The 15,280-nt window shown below is 66.2% G+C and carries 20 protein-coding genes; 6 read left to right on the forward strand and 14 right to left on the reverse strand.

All coding sequences use genetic code 11. The features are described from left to right. The first annotated feature begins 40 nt into the window (after window positions 1-40). Window positions 41-637 (forward strand): bifunctional nicotinamidase/pyrazinamidase, encoded by a 597-nt coding sequence (gene pncA, locus ACE2AC_RS15495; RefSeq protein WP_375688334.1) that lies wholly within the window; start codon window positions 41-43, stop codon window positions 635-637. Here the strand turns inward: pncA and ACE2AC_RS15500 are convergent. Then, entirely contained in the window at window positions 634-1,101 is a 468-nt protein-coding gene (locus ACE2AC_RS15500) for a hypothetical protein (RefSeq protein WP_375688335.1), read from the reverse strand. The two genes, pncA and ACE2AC_RS15500, sit on opposite strands and share 4 nt — an antisense overlap. Window positions 1,102-1,311: 210 nt before the next feature. On the opposite strand from ACE2AC_RS15500, the gene pncB reads away from it, so the two are divergent. After that, window positions 1,312-2,604 carry a nicotinate phosphoribosyltransferase gene (pncB, locus tag ACE2AC_RS15505; protein WP_375688336.1) on the forward strand — a complete coding sequence of 431 codons (1,293 nt, stop codon included), beginning with the start codon at window positions 1,312-1,314 and terminating at the stop codon, window positions 2,602-2,604. A gap of 4 nt (window positions 2,605-2,608) precedes the next feature. Here pncB and ACE2AC_RS15510 read toward each other — a convergent pair whose 3' ends face one another. From ACE2AC_RS15510 to ACE2AC_RS15545, 8 genes are all read right to left on the reverse strand, one after another. Further along, a complete protein-coding gene (locus tag ACE2AC_RS15510; RefSeq protein ID WP_375688337.1) occupies window positions 2,609-3,076 on the reverse strand; it encodes a hypothetical protein in 468 nt (155 codons plus the stop codon). Then, window positions 3,073-3,888, reverse strand: a complete 816-nt coding sequence (locus ACE2AC_RS15515) for a hypothetical protein (RefSeq protein WP_375688338.1) — start codon at window positions 3,886-3,888, stop codon at window positions 3,073-3,075. Before ACE2AC_RS15515 ends, ACE2AC_RS15510 begins: the two co-directional genes overlap by 4 nt. A gap of 301 nt (window positions 3,889-4,189) precedes the next feature. Then, on the reverse strand, window positions 4,190-4,603 hold the full coding sequence (arfB, locus tag ACE2AC_RS15520) for an alternative ribosome rescue aminoacyl-tRNA hydrolase ArfB (protein WP_375688339.1): 414 nt from the start codon (window positions 4,601-4,603) through the stop codon (window positions 4,190-4,192). 311 nt (window positions 4,604-4,914) lie between these two features. Further along, window positions 4,915-5,538 carry a queuosine precursor transporter gene (locus ACE2AC_RS15525; RefSeq protein ID WP_375688340.1) on the reverse strand — a complete coding sequence of 208 codons (624 nt, stop codon included), beginning with the start codon at window positions 5,536-5,538 and terminating at the stop codon, window positions 4,915-4,917. Window positions 5,539-5,604: 66 nt separating this feature from the next. Next, the gene (locus ACE2AC_RS15530) at window positions 5,605-6,504 is read right to left on the reverse strand and encodes an esterase-like activity of phytase family protein (RefSeq protein WP_375688341.1); all 900 of its coding nucleotides are present in this window, start codon (window positions 6,502-6,504) and stop codon (window positions 5,605-5,607) included. Next, complete coding sequence (gene mepA / locus ACE2AC_RS15535) at window positions 6,477-7,409, reverse strand: penicillin-insensitive murein endopeptidase (protein WP_375688342.1); 933 nt, start codon at window positions 7,407-7,409, stop codon at window positions 6,477-6,479. The genes ACE2AC_RS15530 and mepA overlap by 28 nt, the downstream gene beginning before the upstream one ends. Beyond that, window positions 7,394-8,755, reverse strand: a complete 1,362-nt coding sequence (locus ACE2AC_RS15540) for an MFS transporter (protein WP_375688343.1) — start codon at window positions 8,753-8,755, stop codon at window positions 7,394-7,396. Before ACE2AC_RS15540 ends, mepA begins: the two co-directional genes overlap by 16 nt. A gap of 102 nt (window positions 8,756-8,857) precedes the next feature. Further along, window positions 8,858-9,469 (reverse strand): glutathione S-transferase family protein, encoded by a 612-nt coding sequence (locus ACE2AC_RS15545; protein WP_375688344.1) that lies wholly within the window; start codon window positions 9,467-9,469, stop codon window positions 8,858-8,860. Between the two features lie 75 nt (window positions 9,470-9,544). Between ACE2AC_RS15545 and ACE2AC_RS15550 the strand changes: the two genes are divergently transcribed. The 3 genes from ACE2AC_RS15550 (at window position 9,545) to ACE2AC_RS15560 (ending at window position 11,434) form a co-directional block, all read left to right on the forward strand. Then, a complete protein-coding gene (locus ACE2AC_RS15550) occupies window positions 9,545-10,228 on the forward strand; it encodes a helix-turn-helix transcriptional regulator (protein ID WP_375688345.1) in 684 nt (227 codons plus the stop codon). 67 nt (window positions 10,229-10,295) lie between these two features. Further along, complete coding sequence (locus ACE2AC_RS15555) at window positions 10,296-11,009, forward strand: cytochrome c biogenesis CcdA family protein (RefSeq protein ID WP_375688346.1); 714 nt, start codon at window positions 10,296-10,298, stop codon at window positions 11,007-11,009. 14 nt (window positions 11,010-11,023) lie between these two features. Next, entirely contained in the window at window positions 11,024-11,434 is a 411-nt protein-coding gene (locus ACE2AC_RS15560; protein WP_375688347.1) for a thioredoxin family protein, read from the forward strand. Here the strand turns inward: ACE2AC_RS15560 and ACE2AC_RS15565 are convergent. The 4 genes from ACE2AC_RS15565 to era form a co-directional block, all read right to left on the reverse strand. Then, window positions 11,415-12,059 carry a glutathione S-transferase family protein gene (locus ACE2AC_RS15565; RefSeq protein WP_375688348.1) on the reverse strand — a complete coding sequence of 215 codons (645 nt, stop codon included), beginning with the start codon at window positions 12,057-12,059 and terminating at the stop codon, window positions 11,415-11,417. The genes ACE2AC_RS15560 and ACE2AC_RS15565 overlap by 20 nt on opposite strands. A 46-nt stretch (window positions 12,060-12,105) precedes the next feature. Continuing rightward, the gene (locus ACE2AC_RS15570) at window positions 12,106-12,639 is read right to left on the reverse strand and encodes a TetR/AcrR family transcriptional regulator (protein WP_375688349.1); all 534 of its coding nucleotides are present in this window, start codon (window positions 12,637-12,639) and stop codon (window positions 12,106-12,108) included. A gap of 76 nt (window positions 12,640-12,715) precedes the next feature. After that, a complete protein-coding gene (locus ACE2AC_RS15575; RefSeq protein ID WP_375688350.1) occupies window positions 12,716-13,042 on the reverse strand; it encodes a DUF1491 family protein in 327 nt (108 codons plus the stop codon). Window positions 13,043-13,116: 74 nt separating this feature from the next. Next, on the reverse strand, window positions 13,117-14,022 hold the full coding sequence (gene era, locus ACE2AC_RS15580; RefSeq protein ID WP_375688351.1) for a GTPase Era: 906 nt from the start codon (window positions 14,020-14,022) through the stop codon (window positions 13,117-13,119). 234 nt (window positions 14,023-14,256) lie between these two features. Between era and ACE2AC_RS15585 the strand changes: the two genes are divergently transcribed. After that, on the forward strand, window positions 14,257-14,586 hold the full coding sequence (locus ACE2AC_RS15585) for a VOC family protein (RefSeq protein WP_375688352.1): 330 nt from the start codon (window positions 14,257-14,259) through the stop codon (window positions 14,584-14,586). 7 nt (window positions 14,587-14,593) lie between these two features. On the opposite strand, the gene rnc is transcribed toward ACE2AC_RS15585, so the two are convergent. After that, window positions 14,594-15,277 carry a ribonuclease III gene (gene rnc, locus ACE2AC_RS15590; RefSeq protein WP_375688353.1) on the reverse strand — a complete coding sequence of 228 codons (684 nt, stop codon included), beginning with the start codon at window positions 15,275-15,277 and terminating at the stop codon, window positions 14,594-14,596. Window positions 15,278-15,280 lie beyond the last annotated feature (3 nt).

Raw genomic sequence — 15,280 nt, forward strand, 5'->3', positions numbered from 1 at the left:
CGCCTTGCTACGGTGCGGCAGACCGCAACGGAGGCGCAACATGACCAAGGCCCTGATCGTCATCGACATCCAGAATGATTTCTGCCCGGGCGGCGCGCTTGCCGTCGCCGGCGGGGATGAGATCGTGCCGGGCGTCAACGCCCTGATGGCCGAGTTTCCCGCCGTGATCCTGACGCAGGACTGGCACCCGGCTGGCCATTCCTCCTTTGCCAGCTCGCACGACGGCGCCGCGCCCTTCTCGATGACCGACATGCCCTATGGCCCGCAGGTCCTCTGGCCCGATCACTGCGTGCAGGGCAGCGACGGCGCCGCCTTCCACCCCGCGCTCGACACCGACCGGGCCGACCTCGTCATCCGCAAGGGATACAACCCCGCGATCGACAGCTACTCCGCCTTCTTCGAGAACGACCAGGCCACCCCCACGGGGCTCGAGGGCTACCTGCGCAGCCGCGGCATCACCGACCTCACCATGGTCGGCCTCGCCACCGATTTCTGCGTGAATTTCTCGGCCACCGACGCCGCGCGCCTGGGCTTTGCCGTAACCGTCCGCCGCGACCTCTGCCGTGCCATCGACATGGAGGGATCGCTTGGCGCCGCGATGGAGGGGATGGCCGCCGCCGGGGTCCGCGTGGCCTAGTTGCCCTCGCCCGCCCGGCAGCCGCGCGCGGTGCGCCGGGTGCCCGGCCAGGTCAGGACGTTGCAGCGGTCCGCGGACGAGATCGGCCGCGCCGCCTCGGTCTGGTTCAGGAAATCGTCGAGCGAGAAGCCGTTCCAGTCGGCCTCGCGGATCGCGGCGTCGTCGGTCCGCAGCGCCCGGTGCAGCGCGCCCAGCACCGCCAGCCGCGATTCCAGGTCCTCCTCGCAGTAGCGCCCGACCTCGAGGTCCCGTTCGCTCACCGCCAGGCTGAAGCCCGCGCCGCGGAACAGCTCCCGCACCGTGGCATCCGCCGACTTCAGCGCCAGCACCGCCCGCCGGTCGCGGAACAGCGCGACCTTCTCGCCAAGCCGCGCGTCCCGGATCCCCCGTGTCTCCAGTTCCGCGCGCTTTGGGCCCGAGACCACGGGCACCATGTCGAAATCGTAGCGGATCGTTCTGATCACCAAAGTCTCCAGAAACTGTCGGATATGCCGGTCAGCGCTAGGCAAGAAAGAAGGCCGAATAGCGGCAATCAGGGGGCCGTGAAATGGCATCGCCCCGCAACCGCCGGAAACAACGGCGGATCCTTGCCGCCTGGGCGGATACATGCCTGCCTTGCCAAGACCACGATGCGCCTGCTTTAACGTACCGCGCGACAGAGGAGAGTGCGCCCCATGGCCGATATCGCCACCCGTGTCTGGAACCACCGCTGGAAGATCGACCCGATCGTCCGCTCCCTGATCGACACGGATTTCTACAAGCTCCTGATGTGCCAGTCGGTGTTCCGCAACAAGCGCGACACCAATGTCACCTTCTCGCTGATCAACCGAACGAAATCCGTGCCGCTCGCCAGGCTGATCGACGAGGGCGAGCTGCGCGAACAGCTCGACCATGTCCGCTCCCTCTCGCTCACCCGCGGGGAATCCACCTGGCTGCGCGGCAACACCTTCTACGGCAAGCGCCAGATGTTCCGCCCCGACTTCATGGAGTGGTTCGAAAACCTGCGCCTGCCGCCCTACCACCTCGAACGCAAGGGCGACCAGTACGAGCTGACCTTCGAAGGCAGCTGGCCCGAGGTCATGCTCTGGGAAATCCCCGCCCTCGCCATCCTGATGGAGCTGCGCGGCCGCGCCATCCTCGACACCATGGGCCGGTTCGAGCTTCAGGTCCTCTACGCCCGCGCCATGACCAAGCTCTGGGAGAAGATCGAGCGCCTGCGCGACCTCGACAACCTGCGCATCGCCGATTTCGGCACCCGCCGCCGCCACAGCTTCCTCTGGCAGGACTGGTGCGTGCAGGCGATGACCGAGGGGCTGGGCAGCCGCTTCACCGGCACCTCCAACTGCCTGATCGCCATGCGCCAGGACCTCGAGGCGGTCGGCACCAACGCGCACGAGCTGCCGATGGTCTATTCCGCGCTGGCCGAGGATGACGCCGCCCTGGCCCGCGCCCCCTACGACGTCCTCGCCGACTGGCACGAGGAGCATTCCGGCAACCTGCGCATCATCCTGCCCGACACCTACGGCACCAGGGGCTTCCTCGACCGCGCCCCCGACTGGCTAGCCGGCTGGACCGGCATCCGCATCGACTCTGGCGACCCCGCCACCGGGGCCGAGACCGCCATCGACTGGTGGATTTCCCGTGGCGAGGACCCGAGGGAGAAGCTGGTGATCTTCTCCGACGGCCTCGACGTGGCCAAGATCGAGGAGCTGCACCGCCAGTTCTCGGGCCGCGTGCGGGTCAGCTTCGGCTGGGGGACGCTGCTGACCAACGATTTCCGCGGGCTGGTCCCGGGCGATGCGCTGGCGCCGTTCTCGCTGGTCTGCAAGGCCATCGCGGCGGACGGCAAGCCGACGGTGAAGCTGTCGGACAACCCGGAGAAGGCGATGGGGCCGGAGGGGGAAGTCGCCCGCTACAAGCGGGTGTTCGGGGTTGGGGAGCAAGAGCGGATGGAGGTTGTGGTTTAGGGGGCTAGAAGTTGCCCTGTTCGCGCGCACACTGTTCGACAATCGCTCCACGAACAGTACCTGGTAAGTGCCCAGACAGTTGATTGCCAGGCAAATTGCTCAGCTCAAATTTTAGTTGCGCAGTGTCGGCAAGAGAAGAGAGGATGCCCAATTGAGCCAGAGCTCTTCCGGCAAAGCAATCTGCTTGAGCTTCTGTGTGACTCCCGAGACCCAATGCGTGATGCTGGCATTCATGTGCATACCACCACTGTTGTACGATAGGGCTGAACTGAATAAGAATATTTGGGTTAATGAAGATCGTAGGTTGGCCGTTCCATACGGTAGCTTGACCAATGTCAGGAAGGCTGGGGTTGGGTACATAGAGCACCTGGCGACCATAGTAATCTGAACACGGTAATGGTTGCGTGATTTGTGCGGAAGCCATTGGTGCGACGTGATTAACGAGTATGGAGAAGATGATTGCTCTTGTCATTTCGCCTCCTGCAAGATCCTGATTTGGCAGTTGGAGTTTTCTTCTGCCTGCGCCGCCATCCGGTCTATGAATTTCTCAACTGGATTTAATAGGTTGTCACGCAGCTCCGAAAGGTACTGCCGCGCCCTTTCGCAGCTATTTAGGAAAGTCTCGGCAGATATCGCAGACGTATAAATCTGAAATATCGCACCGTCATGCTGCGATGCTGATAAAGAGGACGAAAGTTTGACCCCTACCGGCAGCAAAGCCCTAGCCTTTTCAATGCTTTCCGTAGTCGCCATCATGTAGAACATTCGCAGCCATAGGTTCAGTACATATATTTCTTCGATGTTGTTGGACGCCAAGGTTTCCGCAATCGTTGCGAATTTCTTTGCTTGCTCGAACATCGAAAATGAAGCATGAAACTCTGAAAGCGACAAGGCGTCACTGAACGAAGCATACTTTTCCGCGCTGTCGGAAAAGCTGTTTAATTGACTGAGCCTGTCATGTATTTCAACCCGGGCTAGAGACAAGTACTCGGCGGCTGCATTGGGTCCGGACTGAGCTGAAATTTCAGCTGCTCGCAGCATCAACGTTCTTGCATCCGCGGCAATCTTCTTGAATTCTGCTGCCCGAACTTCATCTCTTGAAAGGAAAAGGTCGACTCTGTCTGAAATGCTAAAAAAGCCCAAGAGAATGGTCAGGGTTAACGCGATAACCCCACCCCAAGCGCCGTACTTCTTTACTAGAGACTCTTCGTCAGCACGCCACTTCTCTTCAAGCCTCGCGATACGGACCTCTATCGGCTCAGTGCTAGTTTCGGGCTCGTGCAATTGCGCGCCTCCGATACAAACAAGTAAGGAATTATTTTGAATGAATGATCGATTTTATTAGTACCATCCTTTGGGGTGCGTGGGAAGCGAAAATGGCGAATCCTTGTTTTGCCGACATGAGATGAAAAATTGCTTAATATTATCAGCATATTGTGATAATCACGTATTTGGCCTTTGCGTGGATTCCTAATGACTGGACGGGGGAGTTGTAGCGAGAGCGCGTTGCTTAGGAGGAGCCAAAGGCACGACGGGTATGACGATTCGCTTTCAGGTTTTATCGCGGGTTTCTGAGTGTTGCCCCCTACCTCTCCCACCCCCGCTTGACCTTCACCTCCGCCCGGGCCTTCTTCGCCTCCACCCGCTTGCGCTTCTGATTGGCCGACACCTTCGTCGGGATCCGCCGTTTCGGCACCACCGTGGCGGCCCGCACCAGCTCGGCCAGCCGCTCCCGCGCGATCTCGCGGTTGCGGGCCTGCGAGCGTTCCTCGGACACCTGGATCACCACCGCGCCCTCCTTGGTCCAGCGCCGCCCCGCGAGCCGCCGCAGCCGGCGCTTGACCGGCTCGGGCAGGGAGGGCGAGCGCTCGGCCTCGAAGCGCAGCTCGACCGCGGTCGAGACCTTGTTCACGTTCTGCCCGCCGGGGCCCGACGCGCGGATGAACTGCTCGGTCAGCTCCCAGTCCTGGAGCGCGATCTGGTCCGTGATCCTCAACAAGGCGTAAACTCCCGCACCGACAAAAATACCGACGTGATACCGACGCGATACCGACGTAATACCGACGTGCCAACGGGCAAATGGAAAGGGCCGCCCCGGGTTCGGAACGGCCCCTCTCGAGATAAGGAGGTGGGGTCGGTTAGGTTGCCCACCAATCCGGTTGTCACTCAGCCAAGGGCTGCCTCAGCTGACCTCCTTCCGGACTGTTCCAACACCTTTCTCCAAAGTCTCAATAGACACTAGAGCACCTCCTTTCTGGTTTGTTTCGATACCAGAATCGTCTCACAGATCTTGTGGATCACCAAACGAAATCACGCAGGTCTTGCGGTCAATTTGGCTACAACCACACGGAATGGTACCAAAGCGAGCAGAGCGAGGGCCAGCTTGACCATCCAGTCCGCCACGGCCAGCGACACCCAGAGCGGCAGCATCGGCCCGACCCCCAGCATCGGCACCGCCTCGTTCGCCCAGCTCACGTCGTTGGCCGGTTCGAGGAAGCTCAGCGCGGCCGAGAACGCCACCGTGAAAAAGATCGCGGTGTCGAGCGAGGACCCCACCAGCGTCGAGACCAGCGGCGCCTTCCACCACGGCGTGGCGCTTACCTTGTTGAAAACAAAGACATCCGACAGCTGCGCGCAGAGGAACGCCAGCCCCGAGGCCATGGCGATCCGCAGGGTGACCAGCGGCCCGAACTCGCCCTGGATCTGGGTGCCGATGAGCGAGCAGATGACGCCCACCACGAAGCCCGCGATCACCACCTTGCGGGCGGGGCCGGGGCCGTAGACGCGGTTCATCACGTCGGTGACGAGGAACGCGAACGGATAGGTGAACGCCCCCCAGGTGAGCCAGTTGCCGAACAGGAACTGGACGAGGATGTTCGAGGCCACGACGATCGCGGCCATGGCAAGAATGCCAGGTAGGTAAGTGCGGTTCATGACTGAGCCCGTTTTTTAGACAAGGTAGCGGCGACTTGTGTGCCCTGACGGGCGAACGGGCGGCGTTTAGTTGGTTTGCGCCTGCGTTGCAAGGGGCAGGACGTATTCGACCAGCTCGGACGACTGGATCGACAGCTGGTTGTCGTCGGCCACCATGGTCAGCCGGATCGCCCCGGTCCCGTCCTGCCAGGCCGCGATCCCCTCGAGGTTGCCGTGCTCTCCGGTCCGGGTTTCCAGCAGCGTCTCGCCGCCGGTGATCCCGTCCTCGGCGATGTCGAAGACCCGCACCCGGCTGCGGAACCCGAGCCCGGCGAAATGCCGCTCCAGCAGGTAGAACCGTCCGTCCGGCCCGAAATCGGCCCCCACCGGCAGGTAGGGCGGCAGGCGCGGCACCTCGCCGATCTCGCGCCAGGCGTCACCCTCGAGCCGCCAGACCGGGTATTCGCGCAGCGGGTGGCCGGAGCGTTCGGGCAGGGTGACGAGGCGGCCCTGGCCGTCGATCGCCAGCGCCTCGAGCCCGGTGTTCTGGCCCAGCGTGGCAAAGGCCGCCGCGCGCGGCAGGGCGGTCGCACGGGCAAGGTCGTCGTCGTAGCTGAACACCCGCGCCACCGCCTCGAACGAGATGTGGACCTGCCCGTCCGGCCCGATCGCCAGCCCCTCGGAATCCCGCAGCGCCGGGCGCATCGGCTGACCGAGGGGGGTGGTGACGCCGTCTTGCCGGTCGATCAGCAGCCGGGCGATCTGCCCCGCCTGCCGTTCGACCTGGCCGCGGAACAGCTCTCCGCGGTCCGACAGCAACGCGATGCCGGTGCCGTCCTCGCTCAGCTCGATCCCCGACAGGCCGTTGAAACCGGGCAGGTCGCGGGGCAGGCCGAAGCGCCCGACGAACTGCGCCGCGCCCTCCGCGCCCGCGACGGGCCCGGCCAGGAGTGCCGCGATCAGGGCGACTGCAGGACTTGGACGCATTGGCCGGGCAGGTCCGCCAGGGTCAGGTCGCGCTTGGGACGTGCCGGGGCGGGCTTGGCATTGGGATCGGGCTTCGGCGGGTTCACGATGTTGCGCACCCACTGCCGCGCCTCGTCGCAGCCGTCGCCGGGCGGGGGCGGGGCCTGGTCGACACAGCCGCGCATCCCGGACGGGCACTTCAGCCGGACGTGGAAATGGTAGTGATGCCCGTACCAGGGCCGGATCTTGGCCAGCCAGGCGCGATCGCCGGTCGCCTCGTCGCACATCTTCACCTTGCCACCGGGGAAAAGGAAGATGCGTGCCACCCGCGGGTCGCTGGCGGCAGCCTTCAGGACCGCCATGTGCTGCGGCGTCCAGTTGCCGTTGGTGTAGGCGCCGTTCGTCCGCATCAGCGAGGTGGACGAGATGTTCTCGCGTTCCGCCCGGCTCAGGTTCAGGCGGTCGGGGGCGCGCAGCCAGATGTCGGCATCCAGCCCGATCTGGTGCGAGGCATGGCCGGTCAGCATCGGGCCGCCGCGCGGCTGCGACAGGTCGCCGACGTAAAGCCCGCTCCATCCCGGGATCGCCGCCACCTTGCGGCTCAGGTCCTGGACGTAATCGACCGTCTCGGGCTGCGCCCAGTTCCGGTTGCGAGACAGGCGCATCGCCTGCCAGGTCGGCCCGGTTTCGGGCAGTTGCACCGCCCCCGCCTGGCAGCCCTTGGAATAGGATCCGAACGCGGCCGAGGTCATGTGCGCCGCGTCGGGCTTGGCGCCGAAAAGCTGTTTGGCGGCGACGCCGCGCATCGCGGCGGGCACCTCCTGCTGGGTCGAGACGGCGCTTTGCGTCGCCACCTCGTCATCCCCGCCGATACACCCGGCCAGGGTCAGGGAGAGTAGTGCGGCTATCGTCAGGTTGCGGGCCATGCTGCTCGGTCCTCCGCTTCCGGGGCGATGGTTTCGCCCTCTGGATGCACCCAGCGTAGCAGGACAAGCCCGATCAGGAAAAGCACGATCAGCGGAGAGACGCCCAATTGCTGACTTTGGGTGAGCGCCGTTGCCACACCGATAGAGAGTGGCGCGATGAAAGAGGTCGCCTTGCCGGCGAGCGCGTAGAGCCCGAAGGCCTCGGTCATCCGCTCCGGGTCGGCCTGCCGCACCATCATCGTCCGGCTGGCCGCCTGCAGGACGCCACCCGCCGCGCCGATGGTGGCGCCGATGGCGTAGAACAGGATGTCGGGCAGGGCCGAACCTTCGGCGATCGGGACGAGGTACACGCTCTCGCGCGAGATCAGGACAATCGACACCGCCACGAAGGTCAGCACCAGGATCGACACGGTGATCACCGGCTTGGGCCCGAACTTCGCGTCGGCCCGTCCCCCCAGCCAGGCAAAGATCGCGCCGAAGATGATCGAGATGATGGCGAAGATGCCGATCTGCGTGATCGACCAGCCCAGCACGCCCGAGGCGTAGATGCCGCCGAACACGTACATCCCGTTCAGCCCGTCTCGGTAGAACATCGACGACCCGAGATAGGCAAACCGCGACCGGTGTTTCGGCAGCGTGGCGATGGTCCGCCCCAGCCCCTTCAGCGCGGCCCTGACAGCGCCCTTCGGAGCCTTGGCGACCTTGGGGTCGCGGACCCAGAGGAAGAAGGGGATCATGAAGACCGCGTACCAGATCGCCGTCAGCGGACCGACCGCCCGGGTGCCTTCGCGCAGCGCCGGGTCGAGGCCCATGATCGGGTCGATGCCGATCATCGTCTTGCCGGTCGTCGCGCTTTCCTGGAACAGCGCCAGCATCAGGATGAGGGCGATCAGCCCGCCGAGATAGCCGAAGGCCCAGCCCGAGCCCGAGATCTTGCCGACCTCGTCGCGCGATCCGAGGTCGGGGAGCATGGAGTTGGTGAAGATCGTCGCGAACTCCATCCCGATCATGCCGATGGCAAAGAACGTCAGCGTCCGCACCAGGTGGAAGTCCCCCGGTGCCGCCCACCAGAGCGCGGCAGAGCCGACGACGTACATCACCGAAAACAGCCAGATCCACCGCAGCCGGTTGCCCGACACGTCCGAGATCGCGCCGAGGATCGGGGCCAGCAGCGCGATGCAGACCCCCGCCAGCCCGATGCCAAAGCCCCAGGCCGCCTGCGCCTGTGCGCCGTCGCCGATCAGCTCTTTCACGTAGGGGGCAAAAATGAAGGTGATGAGTAGTGTGTTGTAGGGCTGGCTGGCCCAGTCGAAGAAGTACCAGCCCCAGATCCGCTTGCGTTGCATGGCCTCAATCCCCCAACCCTGACGTGCCGGGATATGAGCCCGCGGCCGGCCGCGTGGCAAGGACGCTTTCGCCCCCTCGCCACCACGGGGCTGCGCCTGTTGCTATGCGGCCATCGCCGCATCGTCCTCGGCCGCGGCCCAGGCCAGCGACGGGCGGGCAAGGCAGCGGTCGACCCAGGCGCGGACCTTGGGATCGGCGGGCACCGCGTCGGGAAAGTAGCCGTAGGGCGAGGCGACGATCATGTCGGCCGCGCTGAACCGCGCCCCCAGCAGGTAATCGCGCCCGTCCGACAGCGCCGTGGTCAGCTGCGCCTCGACCTCGGCCACCCCGCGGAAGGTGATGTCGAGCAGCGGGTGCGCCAGCCCGGCGGCATGGAAGACATAGACCGGCTCCATCACGTCGCCGTACCAGGCCAGCCACGACAGGTAGCTGCCGCGCCCGGTCTCTCCGACCTTCGGCCCCAGCCCGGCGGCAGGAAAGAGGTCGGTGAGGTAAAGCGCGATCGCCGTCGTCTCGCGGATGACTTCTCCGTTGTGGACCAACAGCGGCACCTTGCCCTCGGGGTGCGGGTTGGCCGCGTCCGGCCCGCCGCTGCCGTCCTGCCGCGGGATCGTGACGATCCGCCGTTCGACCTTGTCGAGCGCGCCCAGCTCTTTCAGCAGGGCAAGGATCCGGGTCGAGCGCGAGCGGGGGGCGTGGAAGAAGGTGAGCATCCGGGGAACTCCTTTGGATTTGAGATAACGCCAGTATCGCGATAGCCTCATGTCAGTTTCCGTCAGGAGGGCGCGATGCCCCGCACCGACCGCATGTTCCGCCTCCTGCACCTGATGCGCACCCTGCCGGCGCCGGTCACCGCCGCGCGGCTGGCCGAGGAAACCGGCGTCTCCGAACGCACGCTCTACCGCGACATCGGCGCGCTCCGCAGTGCCGGCGCGGTGATCGACGGCGCGGCGGGCTACGGCTTCACCCTGACCGAGGATCCCGCCCTGCCGCCGCAGATGTTCGACCGGCTCGAGGTCGAGGCGCTGGTGCTGGGCCTGGCCGAGGTTGGCCAGATCGCCGATCCCGCCCTGGCCGAGGCGGCGCACAGCGCGCTTGCCAAGATCGCGGCCAGCCTGCCCGAACGCGTCGAACGCCAGGTCGCGCACGCGGTGTCGATGTCCTACCGTTACGCCGACCGCCCGCCGTCGCTGCTGGCCCCCATCCTGCGCGACGCCAGCTGGCAGGAGCTGGCCGTCGACCTCGATTACCGCGAAGCCGAGGGCCGGGTGACTGCCCGCCGGGTCTGGCCGCTGGCCGTCGTCTACACCGAGGGCCTGCCCACCCTCCTGGCCTGGTGCTGCCTGCGGCAGGACTTCCGCCGCTTCGTGCTCAGCCGGATGCAGGGCTGCCGCGCCACCGGCGAAAGCTTCCGCCCGCGCCGGGTCGAGCTGCTGCGCCGGATGATCGCCGAGATGCAGCAGGGCCGCTGAAACCGGTGCCGTCTCACGACATTGTCTGGTGACAGGGGGGCCGCATCCCCGCTAGCTCTGGGGCGACATGGACCTGATCCTCGCCTATCTCGCGGGCCTTCTGACGCTGATCAACCCCTGTGTCCTGCCGGTGCTGCCCATCGTCCTGGGCTCGGCGCTGCAGGCCAGCCGCTGGGGGCCCGCCGCGCTGGCCGCCGGGATGGCGGTGTCCTTCGTCGTGCTGGGCGTGACGGTGACCGCCTTCGGCCACCTCGTCGGCCTCGATGAACGCAGCCTCTCGATCGCGGGGGCCGTGCTGATGATCACCTTCGGCCTCGTCCTGCTGGTGCCGCGCTTCGGGCTCGCCTTCTCCACCGCGACCGCTGGCATCGCCTCGGGCGCGGATGCGCGGATCGGGCGGCTCGACCTCGCGGGGCCGCGGGGCCAGTTCCTGGGCGGCCTTCTTCTCGGCGCGGTCTGGAGCCCCTGCATCGGTCCCACCCTCGGCGGGGCCATTGCGCTCGCCAGCCAGGGCCGCAGCCTGCCGTATGCCACGCTGGTGATGACCGCCTTCGCACTTGGCGTGGCGACCGTGATCCTCGTCCTCGGCTACGGCGCGCAGCGCCTGCTGACCGGCGACCGAAGCTGGCTGCGCGGCCTTGCCGAAAAATCGCGGGGGATCCTGGGGGTCGTTTTCATCGCCACCGGACTCGCCGTATTGTTCCGCCTGCACCACGTCGCCGAAGCTTGGGCTGTGGAGCATCTGCCCGACTGGCTGATCGGCCTGTCGGTTTCCATCTGACCGGGAGTGTGAAGATGAAGAGACGCGATTTCATGGGCCTGGCCGCCGCCGGACTGGTGCTGCCACGGGTGCTGTCGGCTGCCCCGCTCGAATTCACGCCGGGCCTCGTGGCCCAGCGGCTGGCCGCGGGCGACACCGTCTTCCTCGACTTCAAGGCCAGCTGGTGTTCGACCTGCGCCGCGCAGGAGAAGGTGCTGACACGGCTCAAGGCCGCCAACCCGGATTACGAGGCGAACATCACCTTCATCGATGTCGACTGGGACACCTACGGCCGCTCGACCTACACCCAGAGCATGAACATCCCGCGCCGCTCGACCCTCGTGGTCCTCAAGGGCGACCAGGAGATCGGCCGCCTCGTCGCCGAGACCCGCGAGGCCGAGATCAAGGCCCTGCTCGACGCCGCGCTCAGCGCCGCGATGGCTTAGCCGCCTGGTCCAGCGCGGCCTGCCGCCGCGCCGCGGGCCGCTTGAAGCATTCGTTGGCCCAGTCCAGCACCGGGCCCTCGTGCGGCAGCAGCGCCGGGAACAGGTGGAAGATCGGCGAGATCAGCATGTCCGCCGCGCTGTAGCGGTCCCCCAGCAGCCAGGGCGTGAGGTCGAGCTGTCGCTCGATCCGTGCCAGCGCCGTCGCCAGGTCGCGGTAGGTGCGGCGCAGCGCGGGGCTCTCGATCTGCATGAAGTGGAAATGCACCACCGGTTCCAGCACGTTGCCGTACCAGGCCAGCCACGACAGGTAGGCGCCGCGCATCGGGTGGCCGGGCGGCACGCCCATGCCAGCCTCGGGGAACATGTCGGTGAGGTAGAGCAGGATCGCGTTCGTCTCGGTCATGCCGACGCCGCGATGCACCAGGAACGGCACCTTGCCCTCGGGGTTCGGGTTGTGCGGATCGGGACCGCCGCTGCCGTCCGGGCGGCTGATCGTGACCTCGTGTACGCGGATCCGGTCGCCCACGTCCAGCTCTTCGATCATCTGCGCGACGATCGAGGAACGGCTCTGCGGGGCGTGATAGAATTCGATCATCGAAAGGTTCTGAGTCGAAGCGAGCAGCATGGCGCCACAATGCCATCAGAAAACGGCCAGAATTCGGCAAAACCGCTTAACGGAGGGCGATGACCAGGTCCACGAGCGTCTCGATCGCCGCCTTGTTGGTCTTGTCCTTGCCCTTGGCGATCTGCGCCGCGCCGATCCGCGCGGCATAGAGCGCGCGCGGGATCTCGGGGTTGGTCACGCCCAGCTTGTCGAGCAGCACCTTGATCCGTTCGATGCGTTCCGCGTCGATCTTGGACACCGCCGCCTCGACCTCAGGATCCGTCCGTGCCCAGGTCCGCATCGCGGCCTCGGCCGCGCCGTCCTCGCCAAAGCCCTCTTCCATCAGCTGCTTGAGCTCGGCCACCGCCTCTTTCTTCTTCTTCGGCGGTTCGGCCGGGGCGGCGTTCAGCGCGCTCCAGTGTTCCAGGACCTGCTTCTGGTAGGTCGGCACGTCGGCGAAATGCCAGTAGAACGACCCCTTCGTGGTGCCAAGCGCACGGGCCAGGGGTTCGGCCTTGAGCCCCTCGGGCCCCAGCCGGGCCAGCGCATCGAGCCCGGCCTTGAGCCAGTCGTCGGGAGAGAGGCGTTGTCGCGTTACCATAACGTCAAGCTAGCGGCCTTCGCGTGATTCTGCATGTGGAAAATTCTGCATCGCAGCGATCCGCCGATGGATGGTGTCATTCCAGTCCCGGCTCGCCCAAAAGGTGGCGGCCCTGCCGGTCCTCGACCTCGATCACCCAAAGATCCGGGTCGAATCCGCGCTGCCGGGCGATGGCCGCGTCGACATCGGATTCCACGCCCCCGGCCAGGTCGATCCAGGTCCGGTCGCCGCTAATCAGGTCGAAAGATCGCGTGAAAGCAATGGCTTGCCCGTCGAGCGTGTTCAGCTTGACCAGCACCGCGCCGCCGGTGTCGTCGCCGTGCGCGGTGACGAACGCCGGGATCTCCTGCAGGCGCAGGCGGGTGAGATAGGCATCGACCCACATCCGGGCGGTCAGGCGCATGGCGGTTCCTCTGGCGGCGTCGATCAGGGTCTAGCCGATCGCGGGATGGGCATAAAGCCGCGCCGCGGGCGAGCTCAGGCGCCGTCCTTGAAATCCAGCCCCATCTCGGAATACCGCGCGGCTTCCTCCAGCCAGTTCTCGCGCACCTTCACCTGCAGGAACAGGTGCACCGGCCGGTCGAGGAACTCCGAGATCTCCTCGCGCGCGGCGGTCGAGATCGCCTTGATCGTCTCGCCCTTCTTGCCGAGGATGATGCCCTTGTGACCGGCCCGGCTGACATAGATCACCTGGTCGATCCGGGCCGAGCCGTCCTTGCGCTCTTCCCAGTTCTCGGTCTCGACCGTCAGCTGGTAGGGCAGTTCCTGGTGCAGGCGCAGCGTCAGCTTCTCGCGGGTCATCTCGGCCGCGATCATGCGCAGCGGCAGGTCGGCGATCTGGTCCTCGGGGTAAAGCCACGGGCTCTCCGGCAGTTCGCCCGCCAGCCAGTCGCGCAGGTCCTCGACGCCATATCCCTTCTCGGCCGAGATCATGAAGGTCTTGGCGAAATCGTAATGCCCGTTCAGCTTCTCGGTCAGTTCCAGCAGCTTCGGCCCCTCGACCCGGTCGATCTTGTTGATCGCCAGCGCCACGGTGCGGCCCTTCGGCAGGTCGTTCAGTCCGTCGAGGATCTTCTCCACCCCCTCGGTCACGCCACGATGCGCCTCGACCAGCAGGACGATCACATCCGCATCCGCCGCCCCGCCCCAAGCTGCCGCCACCATCGCGCGATCCAGCCGCCGTTTCGGCTGGAACAGGCCGGGCGTGTCGACGAACACGATCTGGCTGTCGCCCGCCATCGCCACGCCACGGATGCGCGCGCGCGTCGTCTGCACCTTGTGCGTCACGATCGACACCTTCGCCCCCACCATGCGGTTGAGCAGGGTGGACTTGCCCGCATTGGGCTCTCCGATCAGGGCGACGAATCCGGCGCGGGTGGTCATGGCAGGTCTCCGGGGCAGGTTGATCCGCGCATGTAACCCAAATGCCACGTCGCGGCCAGCGAATAGCGCCGGGGCCGCCGACAGGTCGAATGCCGCCGAAGTGACACGCTGTCACCCTTCTGTCGGCAGGATTTCACCCAGTTTTCGTGTCATCGGCAGACTCTGGACCCACCCCCCGACTCGGTCGGGAACCCCAGGCCCGCCCCAAGGTTTGCCTCGCAGGAGGATCTGCCCATGTCGATCAATGCCATCTTCGCCAACCTCGCCTGCACCGACTTCGATCGCAGCACCGACTGGTATGCCGACCTCTTCGACCGCGCCCCCGACGCGCGCCCGATGGAGGGGCTGGCCGAATGGCATCACGGCGCCTCGGCCGGGTTCCAGCTGCACCGCGACCCGACGCGGGCCGGTCTCGGCGCGGTCACCCTCATCGTCTCGGCCATCGCGACCGAGCGCGAGCGCATCGTCTCGCTCGCCCCGGGCGAGATCGAGCATGCCGACAACTTCCTAATCTTGCGGATGCGCGATCCCGACGGCAACCTCGTGGTGATGGCCGGGGACTGAGAGGGCCTCAGCCCCTGGACACCTGCGCCAGCAGTGCCTTGGCGGCGGCCTGCTCGGCCTGCCGCTTGGACCCGGCCGAGGCCTGCGCCTCCTCCCCGGTCGACAGCCGCGCGGTGATCTCGAACATCGGCGAATGGTCCGGCCCGCTGCGCCCGGTCTCGATGTAGTCGGGCGGTTGCAGCCCGCGGGCCTGCGCCCATTCCTGCAGCGCGGTCTTGGCGTCGCGGGCGTCGGCCTTCACCTTGGAAATCCGGTCGCCCCAGAGCCGCAGGATCATGTCGCGCGCCGCCTCGAACCCGCCGTCGAGGTAGACGGCCGCGATCACCGCCTCCATCCCGTCACCCAGCAGCGCCTGCTTGCGCCGTCCGCCGGTCATCATCTCGGACCGTCCCAGCCGCAGCACCGCGCCCAGGTCGATCTCGCGCGCGACCTCGGCACAGGTTTCCTTGCGGACAAGGGCATTGAAGCGCGGGGCCAGCTGCCCCTCGGACGCGCCCCGGTCGGCGGCCAGCAGCGCCTCGGCCATCACCAGCCCCAGCACCCGGTCGCCCAGGAACTCGAGCCGCTGGTTGTCGGACCGCGTGGGTGAAGAGACCGAGGAATGCGTCAGCGCGCGCTGCAGCAGGGCCACCGTCTCGAACGTGTGGCCGAGCCGCTCCTGGAACGCCTGCTGATCGCGGGACAGCTTCATCGC

It is taken from the genome of Pseudooceanicola sp. LIPI14-2-Ac024, from assembly GCF_042188925.1.
Classification (GTDB): Bacteria; Pseudomonadota; Alphaproteobacteria; order Rhodobacterales; family Rhodobacteraceae; genus Pseudooceanicola.